This window comes from Neobacillus ginsengisoli, from assembly GCF_030813055.1.
On the sequence record NZ_JAUSTW010000005.1, the window covers coordinates 154426 to 174243 of the forward strand.

Annotated in this window: 21 protein-coding genes; 11 read left to right on the forward strand and 10 right to left on the reverse strand. The window is 36.8% G+C overall.

Annotated features, from left to right (window positions below; translation table 11 throughout):
• Positions 1–208: 208 nt before the first annotated feature.
• Positions 209–853, reverse strand: a complete 645-nt coding sequence (locus J2S10_RS16095; RefSeq protein WP_307409573.1) for a L,D-transpeptidase — start codon at positions 851–853, stop codon at positions 209–211.
• 386 nt (positions 854–1239) lie between these two features.
• Here J2S10_RS16095 and J2S10_RS16100 point away from each other — a divergent pair, with 386 nt between their 5' ends.
• Together J2S10_RS16100 and J2S10_RS16105 are read left to right on the forward strand one after the other, a co-directional pair.
• Complete coding sequence (locus J2S10_RS16100; RefSeq protein WP_370876229.1) at positions 1240–2241, forward strand: permease; 1002 nt, start codon at positions 1240–1242, stop codon at positions 2239–2241.
• Between the two features lie 10 nt (positions 2242–2251).
• Positions 2252–3163 carry a TIGR03943 family putative permease subunit gene (locus J2S10_RS16105; RefSeq protein WP_307409577.1) on the forward strand — a complete coding sequence of 304 codons (912 nt, stop codon included), beginning with the start codon at positions 2252–2254 and terminating at the stop codon, positions 3161–3163.
• 223 nt (positions 3164–3386) lie between these two features.
• On the opposite strand, the gene J2S10_RS16110 is transcribed toward J2S10_RS16105, so the two are convergent.
• Positions 3387–3857 (reverse strand): CBO0543 family protein, encoded by a 471-nt coding sequence (locus tag J2S10_RS16110; protein WP_307409579.1) that lies wholly within the window; start codon positions 3855–3857, stop codon positions 3387–3389.
• 279 nt (positions 3858–4136) lie between these two features.
• Entirely contained in the window at positions 4137–4949 is an 813-nt protein-coding gene (gene lgt, locus J2S10_RS16115; RefSeq protein WP_307409581.1) for a prolipoprotein diacylglyceryl transferase, read from the reverse strand.
• A gap of 219 nt (positions 4950–5168) precedes the next feature.
• Here lgt and J2S10_RS16120 point away from each other — a divergent pair, with 219 nt between their 5' ends.
• From J2S10_RS16120 to J2S10_RS16155, 8 genes are all read left to right on the forward strand, one after another.
• On the forward strand, positions 5169–5600 hold the full coding sequence (locus J2S10_RS16120; protein ID WP_307409583.1) for a YndM family protein: 432 nt from the start codon (positions 5169–5171) through the stop codon (positions 5598–5600).
• A gap of 365 nt (positions 5601–5965) precedes the next feature.
• Positions 5966–6886, forward strand: a complete 921-nt coding sequence (locus J2S10_RS16125; RefSeq protein WP_307409585.1) for a ubiquinol oxidase subunit II — start codon at positions 5966–5968, stop codon at positions 6884–6886.
• A 20-nt stretch (positions 6887–6906) separates the two neighbouring features.
• Positions 6907–8892 (forward strand): cbb3-type cytochrome c oxidase subunit I, encoded by a 1986-nt coding sequence (locus J2S10_RS16130; RefSeq protein ID WP_307409587.1) that lies wholly within the window; start codon positions 6907–6909, stop codon positions 8890–8892.
• A 12-nt stretch (positions 8893–8904) separates the two neighbouring features.
• Positions 8905–9510: a cytochrome o ubiquinol oxidase subunit III gene (gene cyoC, locus J2S10_RS16135; protein ID WP_307409589.1), complete on the forward strand. Its 606-nt coding sequence runs from the start codon at positions 8905–8907 to the stop codon at positions 9508–9510.
• Positions 9511–9816, forward strand: coding sequence for a cytochrome o ubiquinol oxidase subunit IV (gene cyoD / locus J2S10_RS16140; RefSeq protein ID WP_307409591.1), 306 nt, complete (start codon positions 9511–9513; stop codon positions 9814–9816). It begins immediately after the preceding gene.
• A gap of 156 nt (positions 9817–9972) precedes the next feature.
• The gene (locus J2S10_RS16145; RefSeq protein ID WP_307409593.1) at positions 9973–10887 is read left to right on the forward strand and encodes a heme o synthase; all 915 of its coding nucleotides are present in this window, start codon (positions 9973–9975) and stop codon (positions 10885–10887) included.
• Between the two features lie 10 nt (positions 10888–10897).
• The gene (locus J2S10_RS16150) at positions 10898–11770 is read left to right on the forward strand and encodes a COX15/CtaA family protein (RefSeq protein WP_307409595.1); all 873 of its coding nucleotides are present in this window, start codon (positions 10898–10900) and stop codon (positions 11768–11770) included.
• 186 nt (positions 11771–11956) lie between these two features.
• The gene (locus J2S10_RS16155) at positions 11957–12217 is read left to right on the forward strand and encodes a hypothetical protein (RefSeq protein ID WP_307409597.1); all 261 of its coding nucleotides are present in this window, start codon (positions 11957–11959) and stop codon (positions 12215–12217) included.
• Between the two features lie 63 nt (positions 12218–12280).
• On the opposite strand, the gene J2S10_RS16160 is transcribed toward J2S10_RS16155, so the two are convergent.
• From J2S10_RS16160 to J2S10_RS16185, 6 genes are all read right to left on the reverse strand, one after another.
• Positions 12281–12931 carry an HlyD family secretion protein gene (locus tag J2S10_RS16160; protein ID WP_307409599.1) on the reverse strand — a complete coding sequence of 217 codons (651 nt, stop codon included), beginning with the start codon at positions 12929–12931 and terminating at the stop codon, positions 12281–12283.
• A 71-nt stretch (positions 12932–13002) separates the two neighbouring features.
• Positions 13003–14583 carry a DHA2 family efflux MFS transporter permease subunit gene (locus tag J2S10_RS16165; RefSeq protein WP_307409601.1) on the reverse strand — a complete coding sequence of 527 codons (1581 nt, stop codon included), beginning with the start codon at positions 14581–14583 and terminating at the stop codon, positions 13003–13005.
• 91 nt (positions 14584–14674) lie between these two features.
• Positions 14675–15415, reverse strand: coding sequence for a TetR/AcrR family transcriptional regulator (locus tag J2S10_RS16170; RefSeq protein ID WP_307409604.1), 741 nt, complete (start codon positions 15413–15415; stop codon positions 14675–14677).
• A gap of 366 nt (positions 15416–15781) precedes the next feature.
• Entirely contained in the window at positions 15782–16507 is a 726-nt protein-coding gene (locus J2S10_RS16175) for an amino acid ABC transporter ATP-binding protein (protein WP_307409606.1), read from the reverse strand.
• Positions 16494–17171, reverse strand: a complete 678-nt coding sequence (locus tag J2S10_RS16180; protein ID WP_307409608.1) for an amino acid ABC transporter permease — start codon at positions 17169–17171, stop codon at positions 16494–16496. The genes J2S10_RS16175 and J2S10_RS16180 overlap by 14 nt, the downstream gene beginning before the upstream one ends.
• A gap of 55 nt (positions 17172–17226) precedes the next feature.
• Entirely contained in the window at positions 17227–18069 is an 843-nt protein-coding gene (locus J2S10_RS16185) for a basic amino acid ABC transporter substrate-binding protein (protein ID WP_307409610.1), read from the reverse strand.
• 850 nt (positions 18070–18919) lie between these two features.
• On the opposite strand from J2S10_RS16185, the gene J2S10_RS16190 reads away from it, so the two are divergent.
• Positions 18920–19090, forward strand: coding sequence for a hypothetical protein (locus J2S10_RS16190; RefSeq protein ID WP_307409612.1), 171 nt, complete (start codon positions 18920–18922; stop codon positions 19088–19090).
• Between the two features lie 364 nt (positions 19091–19454).
• Here the strand turns inward: J2S10_RS16190 and crcB are convergent, their stop codons facing one another.
• Positions 19455–19817, reverse strand: coding sequence for a fluoride efflux transporter CrcB (crcB, locus tag J2S10_RS16195; protein ID WP_307409614.1), 363 nt, complete (start codon positions 19815–19817; stop codon positions 19455–19457).
• Position 19818 lies beyond the last annotated feature (1 nt).

Below are 19818 nucleotides of genomic sequence, written 5' to 3' on the forward strand. Positions count from 1 at the left end.
TCTATTCCTTCTAGGTAGTTTGAAAATCATCCATTCTGTTTAATTCTCTTTCAAACCTTTCATTTAATTTCACCAATAAAACGTACTAGTTCCTCTTTTTTATGAATTAAGCATTACGAAAAAAAGCTCCTTCAACAGAAGAAGCTTTTTTGACTATTACAATTAAACAAACTATACGTGTGAAATTTTACGGATATGGATTATTGATTTAGCTTTCAATAACGACCTTTGTGTTGTATCTGATGTTATCATAAATCCATTTAGCATCAGGAACAGCTAGCCGAACACAACCATGTGATGCCTTATGTCCTAGCTTCATTGCTTCACTTTGAATCACATTGCCGTTCTTGTCCGTTGCAACCGAATGAAACAAAAACTCTCCATGATTTTTCCACGAAACCCAGTATTTGGCACCTTCTTTTTCGTTGGCATTATAAAAGCTTGTCCCCCTTTCCTTTTGGATATAAAAGGTTCCTACAGGTGTCGAAGTGTCGGGACTTGTATCTAACCCTGTAGATGCAATCATTGTATAGGTAATTTCATTGCCTTTCATTATATAAACCCTTTGCTTTTCTTTAGAAACTTTTATCCATATGGGATCGTTTGGTCCTATTACTGGATAGGCTCCTCCCGTAGGCATTAACCAGTTAACTGCTTTCACCTTGTTATCATTTTTTATTTGTTGATTGCTTGAGATATTCTTATTCGGAGAAGGTTTAGTACTAGTGTTTTTCATGGGTGCTTCTGCTTTTTTATTTAACGGCAAATAAGGATTACTACATCCAGACAGAAAAATGATACTGCCTAATAAAAGCCCTAAACCTATTCGGAATAATTGGAGAAGTTTATTCATCTTTTTCTCTTCTTTCTATTTTAATTAACTATTACTTATACATATTAAAATATATCGTTAACATATAAAAGGATCTTTTTTATTATTTTTAATAAAGTTTGATGTTGGTGGATTATATTTGATACTTTTACAATTACCTATTCAAATTAACATTATTCTTTAAAAGATTCATAAAATAATCAGGTTCAATAATATTCAATTAATGAAATTTCGGCATTGTCCGCGCCACTCCCTTTATTTTTTTATTCCATAGCCTTTGCCTCAAAATTAATGCTTTAACTCAAGAATTTACGTATTTGGAGTAGGATAATCTATTTTTAATGAATTAACTCCTTTTCGGTGCATAACAATATGATAGAGCTACTAGATTAAGGAGGTAAATTGTGTTGGTAATAATTAAAAGGATGATAAGAGATTGGACCATTTTTCTTCTATTTTGTTTATTTGTGGTTCTCTTTCTTTTTGCTGAGGAAATCAGAAATAACTCAATTTTTAATAGAATCCCAAGTTCTTTTTTTAATGTTAATACCATTTTTCTAAGTATTATTTTAGAAGCCATACCATTTATTTTATTAGGGGTATTTGTATCAGCGATCATTCAATCTTTTGTTTCCGAGAATACCATTCAAAAACTATTACCGCGTAATGCTTATTTAGCCATTTTTCCAGCTGCTTTACTAGGAATTATTTTTCCTATTTGTGAATGTGCCATTATTCCGGTAATTCGCAGGTTAATAAAGAAAGGCATGCCTTCACATGTTGGAGTTGTCTTTATGCTTAGTGCTCCTATCATCAATCCTGTTGTCTATGCTTCTACCTATTTTGCTTTTAAAAGCACACCTTACATTGCAAATGCTAGAATGCTTGTTGGTTTTATTAGTTCGATCGTCATTGGGTTAATCATCTTCCGATTTTTTAAGGGAGAAAATATTTTAAAAGATCGAATAGATGGACACCGCCATCCTCACCATCATTCAGAGGGAAATAAATTTTTTGAAACGTTATATCATGCCAGTGATGAACTCTTTGATACCGGAAAATATTTATTCATCGGTGCATTCCTTGCAAGTTTGTTTCAGGCATTTTTTGACCGAAATGCACTTTTATCATTAGGGACAAACACCGCATTAGCTCCAGGGGTTATGATGGGTTTTGCCTATGTTCTTTCCGTTTGTTCTTCAGCAGATGCCTTTGTTGCCTCCTCGTTTGGTTCAACTTTCACAGAAGGAGCACTGCTTGCTTTCCTAGTATTTGGACCGATGATTGACATAAAAAACACTCTGATGCTATTCGCCTATTTTAAGAAAAAATTGGTTGTTACACTACTATTGGTAACGCCTGTAACCGTCTATATTACCGTATTAATATTTCAGATGATTTTTTTATAGGAGGTAAATGATGAAGAAGGAAAATGAAGAAGCAGCATCCTTTCATCCTCTTATTAGGGGAATTATTCTTATAGGATTTATGTTATTGTTATTTAAATTACTCCTTACACAGGATATTACACTTTTGATTGCACCCAAAATGGTTCATTTCATTTACCTTACGCTTTTTATTTTTCTAATTTTAGGCGTTCTATTAATAATTAGAGGAACTTCGAATCAGAAAGATCATTACCAATGTGAATGTGATGCAGAACATTCCTATCCGAATTCAATCCTTAAAAGCCTATTATTTTATTTATTGTTTATTCTTCCGATCATAACTGGCTTTCTTTTTGCAAACAACGTTCTTAATAGCTCTGTGGCAATGAATCGAACCATTAAACTTGGAGCAGATTCACTTGTTACGAACAAAACCAATAATGTTAAAAACATCTCAAATTCTCAAAAAATAAATTCTTTTACCACTAATTCTACAACAACACCCAATAATCAACCTGAGCCGTTATCTGAATCTGAATACACCTTATTGAAGGAGAAACTGTTAAAAGCAAAAATGATTAATATTAATGATGATCAATATGTACCCATGATGAATATCATTCAAGATAATCTAAAGGGTATGATTGGTAAAACCGTTACCGCAAAAGGGTTTGTTTATCGAGAAAAGAATTTCATCCAAAACCAAATTATCGTCGCTCGATTTGGCATTACTTGTTGTGTGGCGGATGCTTCCGTATTTGGATTTATGGCAAAAGGAGATGTAGCAGCCTTACCGAAGGATAAATGGGTACAGGTTACTGGAACGATTGGGCAAACCCAATATGATGGCTCTGCAATCCCGATTATAAACATAATACAGATTTCAAAAATTACAGCTCCAAAACAGCCTTATGTGTTTGATGTTGGTGTAAAGATCGAGTAGTGGTTTTAAAATTAGAAGTTGTAAGTAATTTTTCTAAACTACGATATTGATTCAGCCATAATAAAAAAGCTTGGGTATCCAAGCTTTTAAATTTCTTCATTCGTTTGTCGGTGATTTTGCTAGTTAAATATTCCATTAAAAACTTCATTACAATCATAAATTGCGCTTTCACTCGGAACAATATCAGTTCCTCTGATTTTTACATTTATATAGTTAGCTTTACCTATGCATTCTTGAGTTTATCCAATTTTCTTAGTAATCCAACAAAACCTCTAATTATAAACAGAGTAATATTCACACTTCCAAAAGTATGGAATGGTGACCATTTTTTCCATTTGAATAATCTGGAATTTTTTTCAAAGTACCATTGACCGATACTCATAGGGATACTAAATATCAAGCTTTTCAATAGAATTTTACCTATATTATCGTTATATGAAAGTTTAACCCAGATGACACTTAAAATGGGGTAAAACAAAATGTCGTAAATGATGTTAGTCTTAAAAATTTTTGGAAATGGACGAACTGGATATTCAACTCTTTTGGAACCGACAACATATGCATCAAATAAAGTTGCTATAACTCCTTTTGAGAAAAAAATAACTAGATTTTCTCTCATTTTTGACCCTTTGAATAAAAATGGCAAGGAAACAATACACAAAGCAAAAAGAAGGTTTAACAATTTTTTCTCCAAAAAAAAACATCCTTCCTAAAGGATTTATATTTGATACTATTACAATAACCTAATCAAATTAACATTATTCGTTAAAATGTTCATAATATAATCATCTTCTATATTATTCAATTGTATGATGACCTCTATTCTCCTAATGAATATTACTCTCCAAAGCATTCCATTTTTTAAAATGAAACGAAGTTCGTCGATGACAAAAAAACGCCTTTTCCGAAGAAAAGACGATGTTATTTTCAGATTTTTGATATTATACGACTTTTTGAAAAAATCGTAAGCTTTTTAATCAGCAGCAGAACTTAAAAGTGCAAATCCTTTCTTTCTTCGATACCAAGCAAGGACGAAACTAACGATAACTAAAACAACAGATATCAATTGAGCAATTCGAATATGAGATGTTAACATTAAGCTATCTGTTCGTAGTCCTTCGACGAAAAATCTTCCGATTGAATACCAAAGCAGATATGTTAAGAAAATCTCTCCTCTTCTAAAATCTGTTCTTCTCAGTAGGGTTAAAATTATTACACCTGTGAAACTCCAGATTGATTCATATAAAAATGTCGGATGGTAATAAATGCCATTGATATTCATCTGGTTAATAATAAAGCCAGGTAAATGTAGTGACTCAAGAAAACTTTTAGATACAGGTCCACCATGAGCTTCCTGATTCATAAAGTTTCCCCATCGTCCAATCGCTTGCCCTAGTAACAAACTAGGAGCTAAAATATCTGAGATTTTCCAAAAAGAAATATTTCTTTTTTTACAAAACCAAATAGCAGTTAAAACAGCACCGATAATTCCACCGTGAATCGCAATTCCACCGTGCCATATAGCAATGATTTCACTCGGATGATTTTTATAGTAACTCCATTCAAAAAGAACATAATAGGTCCTAGCGCAAATTATTGCGATAGGTAATGCTAAAATAATTAAATCGGAAATTGTTCCTGAAGGTATCCCTCTCTTTTTCCCCTCTTTGTCTGCTAACAATAGTCCCAAAATAACACCGAAGCCGATAATAACACCGTACCAATGAACAGCAACAGGTCCTAAATGAAGTGCAATTGGATTAAATGGATAAATAAGTTCTAACATCTTAACTCCTTCCCATAAATCAAATTATTAAAATTAATCTTAAAGAACGTGCATTTTCATTATAACAAACTTGGATTATTGTTTTATTTAAAAAATAATTAAAAATGTGCAGTCTCTGGAAAAAGGATAACTAGTTTTCCTTTTCAATTTATAGTTAATAGGGTGGATGAATGGATTTTATTAATATTGTCTAAAATGAAAGCTGAGGAGGTAGTAATAATGAATAATATTATAGCTTTAATTGTGAAATTTGTGACGTGCTTGGTTGCTTATGCGGTAGGTCTTGACCTATTTTTCAATGCCACTTGGATGGATATTGTTTTGTTTAGTGTGCTGATGACCGTCGTCTCCTATCTTGCCGGGGACAGAATTTTGCTGTCGCGGATCGGAAATAAGAACGCACTTATTGCTGATTTTCTTCTATCATATATGGTTGTTTGGATTTTTGGTAGCGTACTTCTCGACAATTATTTGCAAATCGCCTGGGGAAGTATTATTTCAGCTTTAATCATAACAACTGGGGAATATTTCGTTCACCGATTGCTTATTGGATCCATGCGGGAAGGAAACAGAAATAGGAATCTAGCTACCGATAGGCTAGCTTATGGAATGGAAATGTCGGAGGAGCACGAGCCGCTGAAGAAAAAGTGAAATCTTTTAAAACTCTAAAACAAGATATATTTGTTTGTAGGTCTTCCTATATGGGGAGACCTATTTTTGGTTTTATAAAATATCTGCAAGTTAACCTATAAAAATAATAATAATTTAAACTTAAAAATGGTTACAAGCCTCCCCGATTATTAGGGTATTTACGAAAATAATTTTTCTTGATTTTAATTAAAATTTTTACATGAAAGGAATAATCTTGCATTCAATAATGAACTTTTTGTGACAACTATCTATTTTTTCAAAAATACCATTCTCAAATTTTGTTACTTTTGATATATTTGTATAGCTTTTTACTATTATTAAAGTGATTAGATTAAAAATCAATTCAAATGAAAGGGGAACTTACATTGAGTAAATCGATCCAATTTGCTAAATTTTCTGTTTTAGCTTTATTGGGCATGGTACTTTTGGCTGGTTGCGATAAGAGTAAATATATTGTTCTTGACCCAAAAGGACCTGTCGCCCAGCAAGAATTACATTTAATTATCATTTCGGTAATTTTATGTGCTGTCGTTATTATTCCTGTTTTAGGTATTTTCGTCTATATTGCGATTCGGTATCGTGATAAACCAGGCAACAAAGCTCCTTATCAACCAGAATGGGCAGATAGCAAAGTGCTGGAAATCATTTGGTGGGGAATTCCTGTTGTTATTATCGCTATTCTTGGTGTATTCACCGCTAAAACAACTTTGAATTTAACAAAACCACCTGTTACGGATGTTAAACCGATTGTGGTTCAAGTCACATCAATGGATTGGAAATGGATGTTTACATATCCTGACAAAAAGATTGCCACTGTCAATTATGCTGAGATTCCTGCAGGTGTTCCAGTTCAGTTTATTTTAACTTCTGATGCGCCGATGAATTCCTTCTGGATTCCGCAATTAGGTGGACAGGAATATACCATGCCTGGTATGTCAATGGGGTTGTGGCTCCAAGCGGATAAAACGGGAGAGTATTTTGGCTCGGGTGCCAACTTCACAGGAAAAGGATTTGCACATATGCAATTTAGGGTCAAATCTGTAAGTCAAGCTGATTTCAATAAATGGGCAGATGGCGTTAAGCAAACCTCCCCTGTTTTAACTAATGATGGATATAAAAAATTAGCCAAACCAAGTACAGAAAAAGAGTTAAGCTTTTCTTCCTATCCAAAGGGTCTATTTGAAGACATTGTTAATAAAAATGGCGGAAAATATTATCACCACATGAATGGTATGGGTGATGGCAGTATGTCAATGTCCATGCCTGGAATGGATATGGGAAAATAAAAAATCAGGAGGAAATTTCTATGGATAAATCGCATTTTTTTGTCACAGGCGATCCAATGATTTATGGTGCCGATGTTTCTATTGTTCTAGCAATAATTGCGATTGTATTTTCTCTCACCTATTTTAAAAAATGGGGCTATCTTTGGAGAGAATGGATAACAACCGTTGATCATAAAAAAATTGGAATTATGTATCTTCTTTCTTCTTTAATAATGCTTTTTCGTGGTGGGGTAGACGCAGTTTTAATGCGACTCCAACTAGCTGTTCCGAATAATCATTTTCTACCGTCTGAACACTATAATGAAATTTTTACTACGCATGGAACGATTATGATTTTGTTTATGGCTATGCCATTCATGTTTGCTTTATTTAACATGGTTGTACCATTACAAATTGGAGCACGAGATGTTGCCTATCCGATGTTAAATGCAGTCAGCTTTTGGTTGTTCTTCATTGGTGCAATGCTCTTTAATATTTCTTTTGTCATCGGTGGTTCGGCAGATGCAGGATGGCTTTCATATCCGCCTTTATCTGAAAATGCTTTTAGTCCGGGTCCTGGTCAAAACTTCTGGATTTGGGGCATTCAGATTTCCGGTATTGGAAGTTTGGCAACAGGAATCAACTTTATTGTGACTATTTTAAAAATGCGCACACCTTCTATGCGTTTAAGAGATATGCCTTTATTTTCTTGGTCAGTTTTATCATCGTCTATCGCGATTTTAGGAGTATTCCCTATTCTAACTGTTACATTAGCCATGCTAACGATTGACCGTTTACTCGGTGGTCACTTCTTCACTATGGACGCCGGCGGAAACCCAATGATGTATGTAAATTTGATATGGATGTGGGGTCACCCTGAAGTATATATCGTGGTTTTGCCTGCCTTCGGAGTTTATTCTGAGGTTGTAGCGACATTCTCTAAAAAACGAATCTTTGGCTATGGCTCGATGGTATTTTCAATGATTGCCATTAGTGTTGTTTCGTATTACACATGGGCACACCACTTCTTTACAATGGGTGCCGGTGCTGATGTAAATATTGTGTTTGCCATTTGTACGATGATTATTGCTATTCCAACAGGTGTTAAAGTATTTAACTGGATATTTACAATGTTCCGCGGTCGAATTCGTCTAACACAACCAATGCTTTGGTTCTATGCATTTGTTCCTACCTTTCTTGTAGGAGGAGCAACTGGTGTCATGCTTGCTGCTGCTCCAGCGGACTATCAATATCATAACAGTTATTTCCTTATCGCCCACTTTCACCAAGTATTAATCGGTGGTGTCGTGTTTGGCTATCTAGCAGGTATGTATTATTGGTTCCCGAAAATTTTCGGCTTTAAATTAAATGATCGGTTAGGAAAATGGGGATTTTGGTTGTGGCAAATTGGTTTCTATGTATGCTTTATGCCTCAATATGCCCTTGGCTTCATGGGAATGACACGCCGGATTTATACGTATAACCAATCCGCTGGATGGGATATGGGCTGGGCCCCTCTTAATATGATCTCATCCGTTGGTGCATTTTTAATGGGTATTGGTTTCATCTTCCAAGCATGGCAAATCATTTATAGCCTCAAACACGGTGAACGTGATGTAACCGGTGATGCTTGGGATGGTCGAACATTAGAGTGGTCGATTCCATCTCCTCCACCAATTTACAATTTCGCTATTTTACCAACTGTAAAAGGTCGCGATGCTTGGTGGTATCAAAAAGAAGAAATGAAAAAAGAAGGCTATAAAACAGAACCGATTAAGTATGAACCGATTCATATGCCGAAAAATACAGGAATTCCTTTCATCATGTCATGCTTCTTCTTTATTGCTGGGTTTGGCTTTACGTTTGAATGGATCTGGATGGGAATTCTCGGTTTAATTGGTGTAGTCGCTACATTATTCGCTCGTTCTTTCCAGTACGATACAGATTATTACATTTCGGTTGAAGAAATTGAGCGAACTGAAAAAGCATTAAGGAATTACACTTCAGTTCAACGAACTGCAAATTAGGAGGTTGTAAACATGCAACAAAGCGTTTCTGCTCATGTTTCTGACCACGATCATGGTCATGTTGACCAGGAAGGGTTAAAAGTTTTAGGTTTTTGGATTTTCCTTGTAACAGACTGTCTATTATTTGCTACTTTTTTTGCTGCCTATGCTGTTTTGCACACTCATACAAATGGCGGGTTTACAGCTAAGGATTTCGATATCCCTGGTTTTATCATCGAAACTTTCATTCTATTAATAAGTTCCTTTACGAGCGGTTTAGCTGTTTTAGCAATGCATAAAGGAAACAAAAAAGCACTAATTAGCTGGTTGGTTGTCACTGTTGCTCTAGGTGCAACATTTGTAGGACTTGAAATCAATGAGTTTACCCATATGGTTGCTGAAGGAGCTACCATTTCAAAGAGTGCTTTTCTAACCTCCTTCTTCTCTCTTGTTGGCACACACGGTATTCACGTTACGTTTGGGATATTTTGGATGATTGGGTTAATTTTTCAACTTTCTCGTAAAGGGATTACTCCTGTGACGAAACGAAAAATTTCAATTATTAGTCTGTACTGGCACTTTTTAGATGCTGTTTGGATCTTTATCTTTACGGTTGTTTATTTGATGGGGGTGATGTAAATGTCAAATCATGAACATACCGGATCGATAAAAGCTTATATCATCGGGTTCATTCTTTCGATTGTTTTGACGATCATCCCACTTGTACTTGTCTTAGAACATTTGTTAGCAAAATCTGCTCTCGTGGTCAGTATTTTGCTTGCAGCTGTATTGCAATTTGTAATTCAATTGTTCTTCTTTATGCATATCCGTGATGGAGAAGGACCAAGATACAATGTCATGGCATTGATTTTGGGTCTAGTATTCGTTGTAACGATTGTAGCCGGAGCAATGTGGATTATGTCGTTTAATTCTCAAGTTCAATAAAATAAGAAGAACTCCAGTGTCCGTTTTGCGGAGCTGGAGCTAGACAGTTATCGAAGTAAAGATAGAAATTCTGATAATACAAAAAATAGCTCAAGCGCCCAGCGAAGGACTTTAATCGCTGGGCGTTAGAGTTAGACAAAAAGGAGTGAGGGGTCAATGTCAGTTTTAAATGAAATTCGTCAGGAATCGCCCTCTCGAATGCATCTATGGACTCAGGCTATTTCTGCATACATAGAAGTAACGAAACCAAAAATATTGATCATGTTAACTTTTACTTCGCTTTGTGCAGCAATAGTAGCCCAAAGAGGAGTTCCTTCTATTTCTGTGATAATTGCTATGCTTTTAAGTGCTTCTCTTTCCGCCGGCGGCTCAGCGGCCATTAACATGTGGTATGATCGAGACATAGACGTAATGATGGAACGGACAGCAAAACGTCCTATTCCTGCCGGGTTGATTACTCACCCATCTGTTTTTCGCTTTGGTATCTTTTTAGGAATTTTATCTGTGGTTGTTGCGTTTGTCTTTGTGAATCCTCTCACAGCTTTATTAAATGCTGTTGGGTATGTTTATTATGCTGTTGTTTACACCATGTGGCTAAAACGGCGGACACCTCAAAATATTGTCATCGGAGGCGGAGCCGGAGCGTTTCCCATTTTGATTGGCTGGGCATCCGTAACAGACAGTCTGAACATTACGGTATGGTTAATGTTTTTGATTATCTTCCTATGGACTCCTCCCCATTCTTGGGCACTTGCTTTATATAAAAATGAGGAATACACAAAAGCAGGGATTCCAATGATGCCAGTGGTAAAAGGCCCTCGTTCAACAAAAATTCAAAGTCTATTTTATATGGCTCTTTTATTTATTTGTTCCTTAGTCTTATTTGTAAGCGGGAACTTTAATTATTTTTATCTTGCCGGTGCCATCATTTTTAATAGCTTTCTTCTTTATTGCACATGGAAAATGTGGAAAGAGGATGACCATCAATTTATCTGGGCAAAACGCACATTTATTTGCTCATTATTCTATATTTTAGGGATGTTTTCGACCATGGTAATCGGAATCTTTTAGGAGGTGTGTAATGATGCGCTATTTTTGGCTCTCTATTATTGCGGCTGCAACACTATTTTTGGTGAATATTATTGGGTTTGTTGATACCATGACCCATTCGGCAATGGGGTGTGGACGTGGATATCCTCTATGTAACGGAAGTCTCTTTCCTACCTTTTCAGACTATCATTCTGTTATCGAATACACCCACCGAGTGGTTGTTGGCCTGGCGAGTATTTTATTATTCGTTGTTTCGGCCGTCGCTTGGTTTCGTTACAGATCACGTAAGATTAAATGGCTGGTTCTTTTTGCTATTTTAGGAATCCTTGGGGAATCGACCTTAGGTGCATTGACAGTTATGATTTCTCTTTCTTCGATGCTTCTGGCGGCTCATCTTGGCATTGCCCTCATATCATTCTCTGCTTTAGTGAATATTGCTTATGTTATTTATCTGGAAGAAAGGGACATTCATCATTTAGGAAAGATGCCATCTTCTTTTAGAATTCTTTCATGGTTTACTTTTTTATTTTTATATGCAGCCATTTATTTTGGAGGATATGTGGCCAAAACTGGTTCGGGTGAAGCCTTTCGCGGTTTTCCCATTCCAACTGAAAACTACGCAGCAGTCGGAAATGCCTTTTGGATCGACGTGATTCATCGATTGTTTGCACTCGGTTTAATCATTTTATTTTTCTTACTGATAAGGATGGCCAAAAAATATCGCCAAGTTCGACCAAACATCTATCGCTTTAGTCTCATTAGTTTTTTATTCATTCTCCTGCAAGGATTAAGTGGCGCTCTTTTGATTTATACTCATTTGAGTTTGGGAGCAGTCCTCATTCATGTTTCCATTTTGTCCCTTCTTGTTGGAATACACAGTATTATTTGCTTTCAAAGTAGTTAAAAAAATCCTAAATTCAAAGTTTAGGATTTTTTTTTATCATTTCCTGAATGAAGACTCCCTCTTTCGGAAAGTTGTCTATAGGAAACTTTAAATTGCAAATATTTTGTTTTGTCGGAAGTATTTTTTTAAAAAAGTTTGACAATTTTGTGACAATTGGTAGAATATTCAGTAAAGGAGATGATGACCATGCAATATAAATATTTAAAGATATTTAAAGCGTCTATTTATGGGGTAGGTTTAGGTATCATCATTTTTTTTACAAGCTTTTTTGTAAGCGCTGCCAATGGAGGCTATTTTTATACCGCAACAGGTATAGGCGTTGTCATTGCTTCTTTAATTACCTTAATGTTTGGAATGTGTTTAAGCTTAATGGATGAAGTAACGGATGCGGAGAATAAGAATAAGGAAACGAAATTAAACTTAGTTCCAAAAAGAACCTTTCGATAAGCAGTTTTGTCACTCATATGAACTCTACCCTCATCATAATAAATGAGAGTAGAGTTTTTTTTGCTATTTGTGTATCCGAACACTTACGTTCATACCTGGCTCAAGGCCTGCTGGTATACCTTTCAGTTCAATTGTAACCGGTATGACTTGAGTAACCTTAGTAAAATTGGCATTCGTACTTGATGAAGGAATCAAAGAAAATGTTGAAGCTGTAGCCTGACCAATGAAATTTACAGTGCCTGTAACAGTAGTATCAGGGAATGCATCTACGTATACGTCAACAGTATTTCCAACTTTTACGTCCTGAATCTTGGTTTCGTCAATGTTTGCAGTCACATAGAGTTTATTCATATCGTAGGCATAAGCCAGTGGTGTACCCGGTGCAACATATTCATTCGTCGTTGCATTGTTTTGAACGATGGTCCCGTCCTGTGGTATCGGTATATTAATGTTTTTAGACGTATTCCCATTGGATAGTTGAACTTGACCAACTGTATCCCCTGAATTGAATTTTGTGCCAGCTGAACCATTCCAGGAAACAAGCTTACCTGCTTCCGGCGCTGCAATGACTAGTTGCTGTCCCGTGACCTGGGCATTATCCGTCTTTAAGTATAGTGAAGATTGATTATAAAAGTAGTAGCCTGCAAATCCAGCGATAACAACAATCAGAATGATTACAACATTAAAGAGTATCAACCGTTTAGTTTCTTTCATAATTAGTCACTCCCTATGGTTTTCACTTAAATTAATAAGTGTGATCTCCTTCAATATTTGGTATCAATGATCTAATCTATTACCGCAGCTCTTGTCTTTTTAGACTCCTCTATCTCCTCCTTTTTTCTTTTATAAAATAGGACAAGAATGACACCTACCACTGTTAAAATGGCTGCTACCATAAATGCCTCGTTCATACCTGCAACAATTGCCCTTTGTTGGATCATTCCATTCATCATAGTTAGGGCTGTCTGTTTAGATTTGGAAACCGACATACCGTGAGACTGTAATAATTGTTGAATCTTCATGAAATAATGACCAGATTGGGAGGTCGGTGTTACTTGCCATAAAACTTGCGAAGCATGTATTTTTGATTGAGTGATCATGTAGGTCGTGAGGATTGCAGTGCCAAATGAGGACGCAACTTGCCGCATTGTGTTGTTCATAGCCGTACCTTGACTGGTCAATTCAAATGGAATCGCGTTCATACCGGCTGTCATGATAGGCATCATGGCAACGGATATTCCAACACTACGCATAATATATAGCCATTGGATAGTTGATGAACTTGTATCCAATCCTAGATTGGTAAATCCCAGTGTGGCCAGTGTAACAATAACGAGTCCAATGATACCTAACGGGCGTGCTCCAATCCGGTCAAATAATCGGCCGCTGATTGGCATAATGACCGCCGAGGCTAAAGCAGCAGGTGTCATAAAAAGTCCTGTACGTATAGCCGTAAATCCCCGGATATTTTGAAGATAGATCGGAAGGAAAAAAATCCCCACAAACATCGAAATACTCATAATCGAAATAAGGATGAGGCTCATATTAAACTGGTAGCTTTTAAACACCTGCAATTTAATCATCGGATTCTTTACCTTTAGTTCAACGATGACCAAGATGACTAAACAAACTACACCAACAAAAAGCAATGATTCAACTTCTGTCGAACCCCACCCATTGGAAGATACTTGGTTGAACCCGTACAATAGGCTTCCGAAACCGATAACCGTGAAGATAAAGCCCAAAATATCAAACTTGCCTTTCGCCTCGTGTGGAAATTCGTGCATCATAAGCGCTCCAAGAATCACTGCTCCAATACCGATTGGAACATTAATGTAGAAAATGAAACGCCAAGACCAATATTCCACCAAATAGCCACTCAGTGCAGGACCAAAGGCAGGTGCCGCCATCATGGCAATACCAAAGAGGCCCATTACTGTCCCCCGTCGTTCAGGTGGGTATATACGAAAGATCATCGCCATAGCAACTGGCTGCATCAAAGCCCCTCCAATGGCTTGAACGATTCGAAATAAAATTATTGAGTCCAGATTCCATGCAACTCCGCATAGTGCTGATCCAATAGTGAAGGTGATTAAGGCAAACAGAAAGAGCTTTTTTGCTCCAAATTTATCGGTCAGCCACCCGGAAATTGGAATTAGCATCCCAAGTACGAGCATGTAGGCTGTCACAACCCACTGAATTTGATCAGTACTAGCGTTCAGCGCTGTCTCCATTTTGGGGATCGCCACATTGACTACACTTGTGTCCAAAATAGCCATAAACACTCCGAGAATAATGAGTGTCATTTGTATAGCAGGGGATTTTATCCGCTCTAATTCATAGATTGAGTCTGGTGTTTGATTCATGCTCTGTCACCTCCATCGTTAAAATCAATTTAAGCAAAAATAGAGCATTAGATTGAGTAATTACTTGATAGTTTTTAACATATATTTTCGTTTACTTCGTGCATACCTCTGAAAAATGAGTGGTTTGATTAGTACTCACACCATAAAGAAGAATATCGATCATACGGCGAATTTCTACTTCATCATCCTGTTGATCATAATTTTCTGAAAACAACTTCAGTTGCTTAAATGTTGCATGTGCAAAAATCATCCCCATAAAAACCTTCATTGTTGCCAGGCTATCCACTTTACGAAAAGTCCCGCGCTCGACTTCTGAATCGAAAATCGTTTGAGTTGCCTCAACTACAACAGGAAGTATCTTTTCCCGAATGGATTCGAACAACTCTGGGTGAAACATCGTTTCGGCAAACACAGTTTTTACCAAGCCACGATGTTCTTCTATGAGTTTTACCCGATCTAGCGCAAGATTAGCTAGGCCCTCCTCAACCCCTATCTCTGGTCGTGAAGTCAGGAATGAATCGATACCATTGAGGATGAAAGGACGAGTAACTAGCTGAAAAAATGGAAGCAATAAAGCTTGCAGCAAGTCGTTTTTCGTCTTGAAATAGTTGAAAATGGTTCCTTCTGACACGCAGGCTTCTTTAGCGATTTCACTTGTTCGACCTGCAGAAAACCCCTTTTCAGAGAACACCCGGATCGCTGCCTCAATAATTTCCCAGTGTTTTTTGGAAAAGTTCATTTCACTGCTAAGTTCATCCTTTATTTCAGAAAAAGAAAATTGTATGCTCTTAAAATCCACATGTAAAAACGGATTTCCTTCCACTTTGGACATTTTAAGTCTCTCCCTTCTTGATTGAGTACTCACTCAAATATATGGGAAAGACTCATCTTTATTCCTCCTCGTTAACTTTAGTGCTGCTTCTAACTCACGATAATGCCAGTTGGACTGGAATTTTACTTGGTTCATTGGATCATAGAATCATTCCCAGCCCTTCATTTTTTTAGCAATAGCTTAAATATATGAAGGAAAAATAACAAAATATGAAATTACCAAAAAAGCCCTGGTTACCCAGGGCTAAAAATTGAATACCGAGATCTAATAGGTGATATCCTAAAATATCAATCTTTAAGTTTCTCCAACTAATTCGCCAAACATCAGCATTAGTAAAAAGATTACCTCAATGGCAGACGTTTTCTGTTAATGCAAAATTTTCCCAAGGAAGCTTTTGGTTCTCTCATACTTAGGGTAATGAAACAAGTCCTCTGGTTTCCCTTCCTCGATAATAGTACCCTCGTCCATAAATAACACTCGATCCCCCACTTCTTTTGCAAATCCCATTTCATGCGTAACCACAATCATGGTCATGCCTTCTTTTGCCAAATCTTTCATTACTTTCAACACTTCGCCTACCATTTCAGGATCAAGCGCAGACGTCGGTTCATCAAATAACATGACCTCCGGCTTCATCGCCAGGGCACGAGCGATTGCTACCCGTTGTTGTTGACCTCCGGATAATTCATCCGGATAACTGCTTTCTTTTTGAGATAACCCTACTTTTTGAAGCAGCTGTCGGGCCAGCACTTCACTGTCTTCCTTAGACATTTTTAGCACTTTCCGGGTTCCAATCGTAATATTTTCAAGGACAGTTAAATGCTGAAACAGGTTGAATCGTTGAAAAACCATTCCGACTTTTTGACAAAGTTGATTTATATTTGTCTTTGGATGGGTGATTTCCGTGCCAAAGATCGAAATCGTCCCCCCCGTTGCCTTTTCTAGCCCATTTAAGCACCGAAGAAAAGTGCTTTTGCCACTTCCGGATGGACCGATAACCACGACTACTTCTTTCAGTTGAATCTGAACATTGATATCTTTTAATACATCCAATGAACCAAAGGATTTTTTCAAATGTTCAACGTTTATCAATTTGCAGCCTCCTCTCTAGATAACCTGCTATTCGAGTAAGAGTGAAAATGATGACGAGGTATAGAATCGCGACTTCTCCATAAATTTGAAATCCCGCAAAGTTTTCAGCAATAATGATTTGGCCTGTGTATAGGAGTTCGACGATCGCAATAGGAGCTAACAGCGACGTATCCTTAATTGTTTGTGCAAATTGATTGACCAAAGGAGGAATCATTCGTTTAAAGGCTTGCGGTAATATTATATAGATCATAGTCTGAATCCGAGTCATACCAATGCTATGAGCGGCTTCGCTTTGGCCGCGGTCCACACCCAGTATACCGGCACGAATAATTTCTGTAATATATGCTCCTTCGTTTAAGGCTAATCCGATTCCAGCCGCGATAAAGGGATAAACGTCTGCCCCAAACCATTTATTTAATGGAATAATCGTAGGTAAACCCAATGCGATAAAAAGGAGTTGGACTAACAGAGGAGTTCCGCGGAAAACCTCAACATATAGCCAACTTATTCCTCTTAACACTGGAAAACGGGAAAGTTTACACAATGCGGCAATAAGTCCAATAATGCTTGCTAGAAAAATAGCGACAAGCGAAAATTCTACGGTTCTCCCTAAACCATGCAGTAATTGAGGAAAGGCATGTACCATAATGCTCCAAGAGTTCAAGAAAATTCCCCCCTTATGAAAACAAAGGCGTAGCAAAGAGAGCTACGCCTGATGCTTATTTTTTTGAATCATCCAAGGCAACTTTAGCTGGGTCAAGCTCCTCCTGAACCGCTCCGCTTTGATCCCCGCCAAAGTATTGGGCAAACAGCTTCTTATATTCTCCATTTGCTTTGATTGTTTTCAACCCATCATTGATTTTTTTTAGCAATTCCGGATTATTTTTAACTACAGCAATCCCATAATACTCACCGGTTAACAAACCTCCGACTACATGGACATCTTTATTGCTGTTGGCATAATCTAAATTAACCGGGTTATCAAAAACAACAGCTTCGGCCCCCCCGCTTGCGAGTGCACTATATGCATCATTGATATTATCAAATTGTTTAATATTCTTTTCCGGAATCCCTTTAGATTTCAACAAATCGACAGATGACGTTCCTTTTTTTGTTGCAACGAGTTTGGTCTTGAGATCGTCGACACTTTGAATTGGGGAATTGGTTTTTGTTAGGACCGAAAGACCCGATTTATAGTATGCATTGGAGAAATCGACTGCATTTAATCGGCTTTTCTTAATCGTGATTCCCGCAACAGCCACGTCAACCGACTGAGCTTGCAGAGCTGGAATAAGTCCAGTAAACTGCATCGTCGAAAGCTCTACTTTGAGATTTTCCTGCTTAGCTATAGCGTTGATCATGTCAATGTCAAACCCTTGAACCTTCCCATCCTTTTCGGATTCAAATGGAGGGAAAGTTGTGTCAGCAGCCACTTTGATTATCTGTTGCTTAGATGCCTGTGATTGAGAGGATGATGAGGAACTTGTACCACATCCGGCTAATACACTTGTGGTGAGAATTCCTACCAGCAAAAGAGAACGATACATTTTTTTATTTAACATCAAGAACACCTCCATGTATTGTTTGATATATATTCATAATATTGTTTGTCTTCCGAGATATTCCATTTATATAAAACATGCTATACGTTTTGCACGAACATCCCTTTAACCCCTCCTATCGATGGCTAAAGATAAAAGACACCTCATTTTTATATGAATGTGTCTTTATGATAGTTTCTAGAACTATATCCTTATATCATGATGAATAGTAAAATAGGCCATTCCCCTACCTAGATAACGGCCTTTCATGTACCCTATGAACTTCTGATTCATGGACTAATACCACATTTAATTTGTTATCTACTTCTCTTATTTCACAATAGCCGGAAGTATATTTATAAATAATGGTGTAGAGGTTTCCATTGTATAGCACTTCTTCTGAATTCAATATAATACCATCCTATCTATTAAATTTATTTAGTAATAATAATTTTTTATTCACTTACCTTCCTATTTATGTCATTGGTGTTTATACATTTTTTCATTTAAAGAAATTGGCATCTTCTTACGTTTGAATAGGCACTAACCTAAATCAAATTTTTTTGATAAATATTGTTGACAAAAGAAAATATTGGATATAATATAAATTTATCAAGATTATTTGATTTATGAAGTTGGTGAAAAAAATTCAAATCAAAATTGTCTTATCATAAAAGATTTATAAGATGCAAACATTATCACAAAAGAAACTTGGAGTTATTACGAACTGTATCAAGAAGAACTCAACCATCTTTTGTATCATGACCTTTCTTGTCTATTCAAACCAAGCTGATTGCTATTTTTTTCATCGTTTCATCAACTTTTTTTGATTAATATATCAATATAATTTGATTAACAGGAGGAGTTAAGGATGTTTAATGAATATGGAGTTTTACAATGGATCAAATTTCGTCAGGAAGAAATTGAAAGGAATGCCAGAGACGCTTGGAAGTTCTACACTGTTACAGACGATGAAAATAAACCATTAAACTCTCAAGCAAAAACACAACCACAAATTAAGCCCTGCTGCGGATGTGCTTAACATTAGGAAGGATTTTTAGAAATTTGGATGGCAAAGTTATATAAATCCTGATAACGTGGACATCGTAAACACCGAAAGAACAAATTTAAGGACCAGTAGTAATTTTCCTGTTTGGCATGTCCGAATAAGCCTCGCATTCGGACTGCCATAGGTAAATTCTTGGTTGTCCTGTCCGAACACCCCCCTTATTCGGACTATCATAAGTAATTTTCCTGTTTGTTCTGTCCGAACAACCCTCGCATTCGGACTGACATAGGCATTTTCCTACTTGTCCTGGCCGACTAAGCCTTGGTTAGGACTGCCATTGGCAATGTGCAAGGGAAAGGTGGCTAAGTTCCGATTCATTTCACTCTTAAAATGATTGTTAAAACGTACTTCCAACCCATCCTCCAATCCATGCGAAAAGGACCCCTAATAATACTGAGCTAGTAACATAAATTAGTGCCGTTTTTGTTTCCTTTTTATGTAACAGCTGAATGGTTTCATAGCCAAAGGTTGAAAAAGTAGTATAAGCTCCAATGAAACCAGTACCGAAAAAAAACCATAACCAATCTGAAATTAGATGTCGCAGATGCAAAACGGCAAGAAAACCAAGTACAAGTGAACCGCTCAAATTAATGATCCAAGTGCCATATGGGAGTTTCCCCTTTGTCTTGCTTGTAATCCATTTTCCAAGTACAAACCGCGAAATTGCGCCAAATATACCCCCGATCCCAACAAATAACATC

Bases quoted from the DNA above. Each gene is read 5' to 3' on its own strand.
- J2S10_RS16150 (WP_307409595.1), top strand. From the start codon at position 10,898: ATGATGCGCTATTTTTGGCTCTCTATTATTGCGGCTGCAACACTATTT.
- crcB (WP_307409614.1), bottom strand. From the start codon at position 19,817: ATGTTATTTGTTGGGATCGGGGGTATATTTGGCGCAATTTCGCGGTTT.
- cyoC (WP_307409589.1), top strand. From the start codon at position 8,905: ATGCAACAAAGCGTTTCTGCTCATGTTTCTGACCACGATCATGGTCAT.
- J2S10_RS16095 (WP_307409573.1), bottom strand. From the start codon at position 853: ATGAATAAACTTCTCCAATTATTCCGAATAGGTTTAGGGCTTTTATTA.
- J2S10_RS16165 (WP_307409601.1), bottom strand. From the start codon at position 14,583: ATGAATCAAACACCAGACTCAATCTATGAATTAGAGCGGATAAAATCC.
- J2S10_RS16105 (WP_307409577.1), top strand. From the start codon at position 2,252: ATGAAGAAGGAAAATGAAGAAGCAGCATCCTTTCATCCTCTTATTAGG.
- J2S10_RS16155 (WP_307409597.1), top strand. From the start codon at position 11,957: ATGCAATATAAATATTTAAAGATATTTAAAGCGTCTATTTATGGGGTA.
- lgt (WP_307409581.1), bottom strand. From the start codon at position 4,949: ATGTTAGAACTTATTTATCCATTTAATCCAATTGCACTTCATTTAGGA.
- J2S10_RS16120 (WP_307409583.1), top strand. From the start codon at position 5,169: ATGAATAATATTATAGCTTTAATTGTGAAATTTGTGACGTGCTTGGTT.
- J2S10_RS16130 (WP_307409587.1), top strand. From the start codon at position 6,907: ATGGATAAATCGCATTTTTTTGTCACAGGCGATCCAATGATTTATGGT.
- cyoD (WP_307409591.1), top strand. From the start codon at position 9,511: ATGTCAAATCATGAACATACCGGATCGATAAAAGCTTATATCATCGGG.
- J2S10_RS16185 (WP_307409610.1), bottom strand. From the start codon at position 18,069: ATGTTAAATAAAAAAATGTATCGTTCTCTTTTGCTGGTAGGAATTCTC.
- J2S10_RS16190 (WP_307409612.1), top strand. From the start codon at position 18,920: ATGTTTAATGAATATGGAGTTTTACAATGGATCAAATTTCGTCAGGAA.
- J2S10_RS16170 (WP_307409604.1), bottom strand. From the start codon at position 15,415: ATGTCCAAAGTGGAAGGAAATCCGTTTTTACATGTGGATTTTAAGAGC.
- J2S10_RS16145 (WP_307409593.1), top strand. From the start codon at position 9,973: ATGTCAGTTTTAAATGAAATTCGTCAGGAATCGCCCTCTCGAATGCAT.
- J2S10_RS16160 (WP_307409599.1), bottom strand. From the start codon at position 12,931: ATGAAAGAAACTAAACGGTTGATACTCTTTAATGTTGTAATCATTCTG.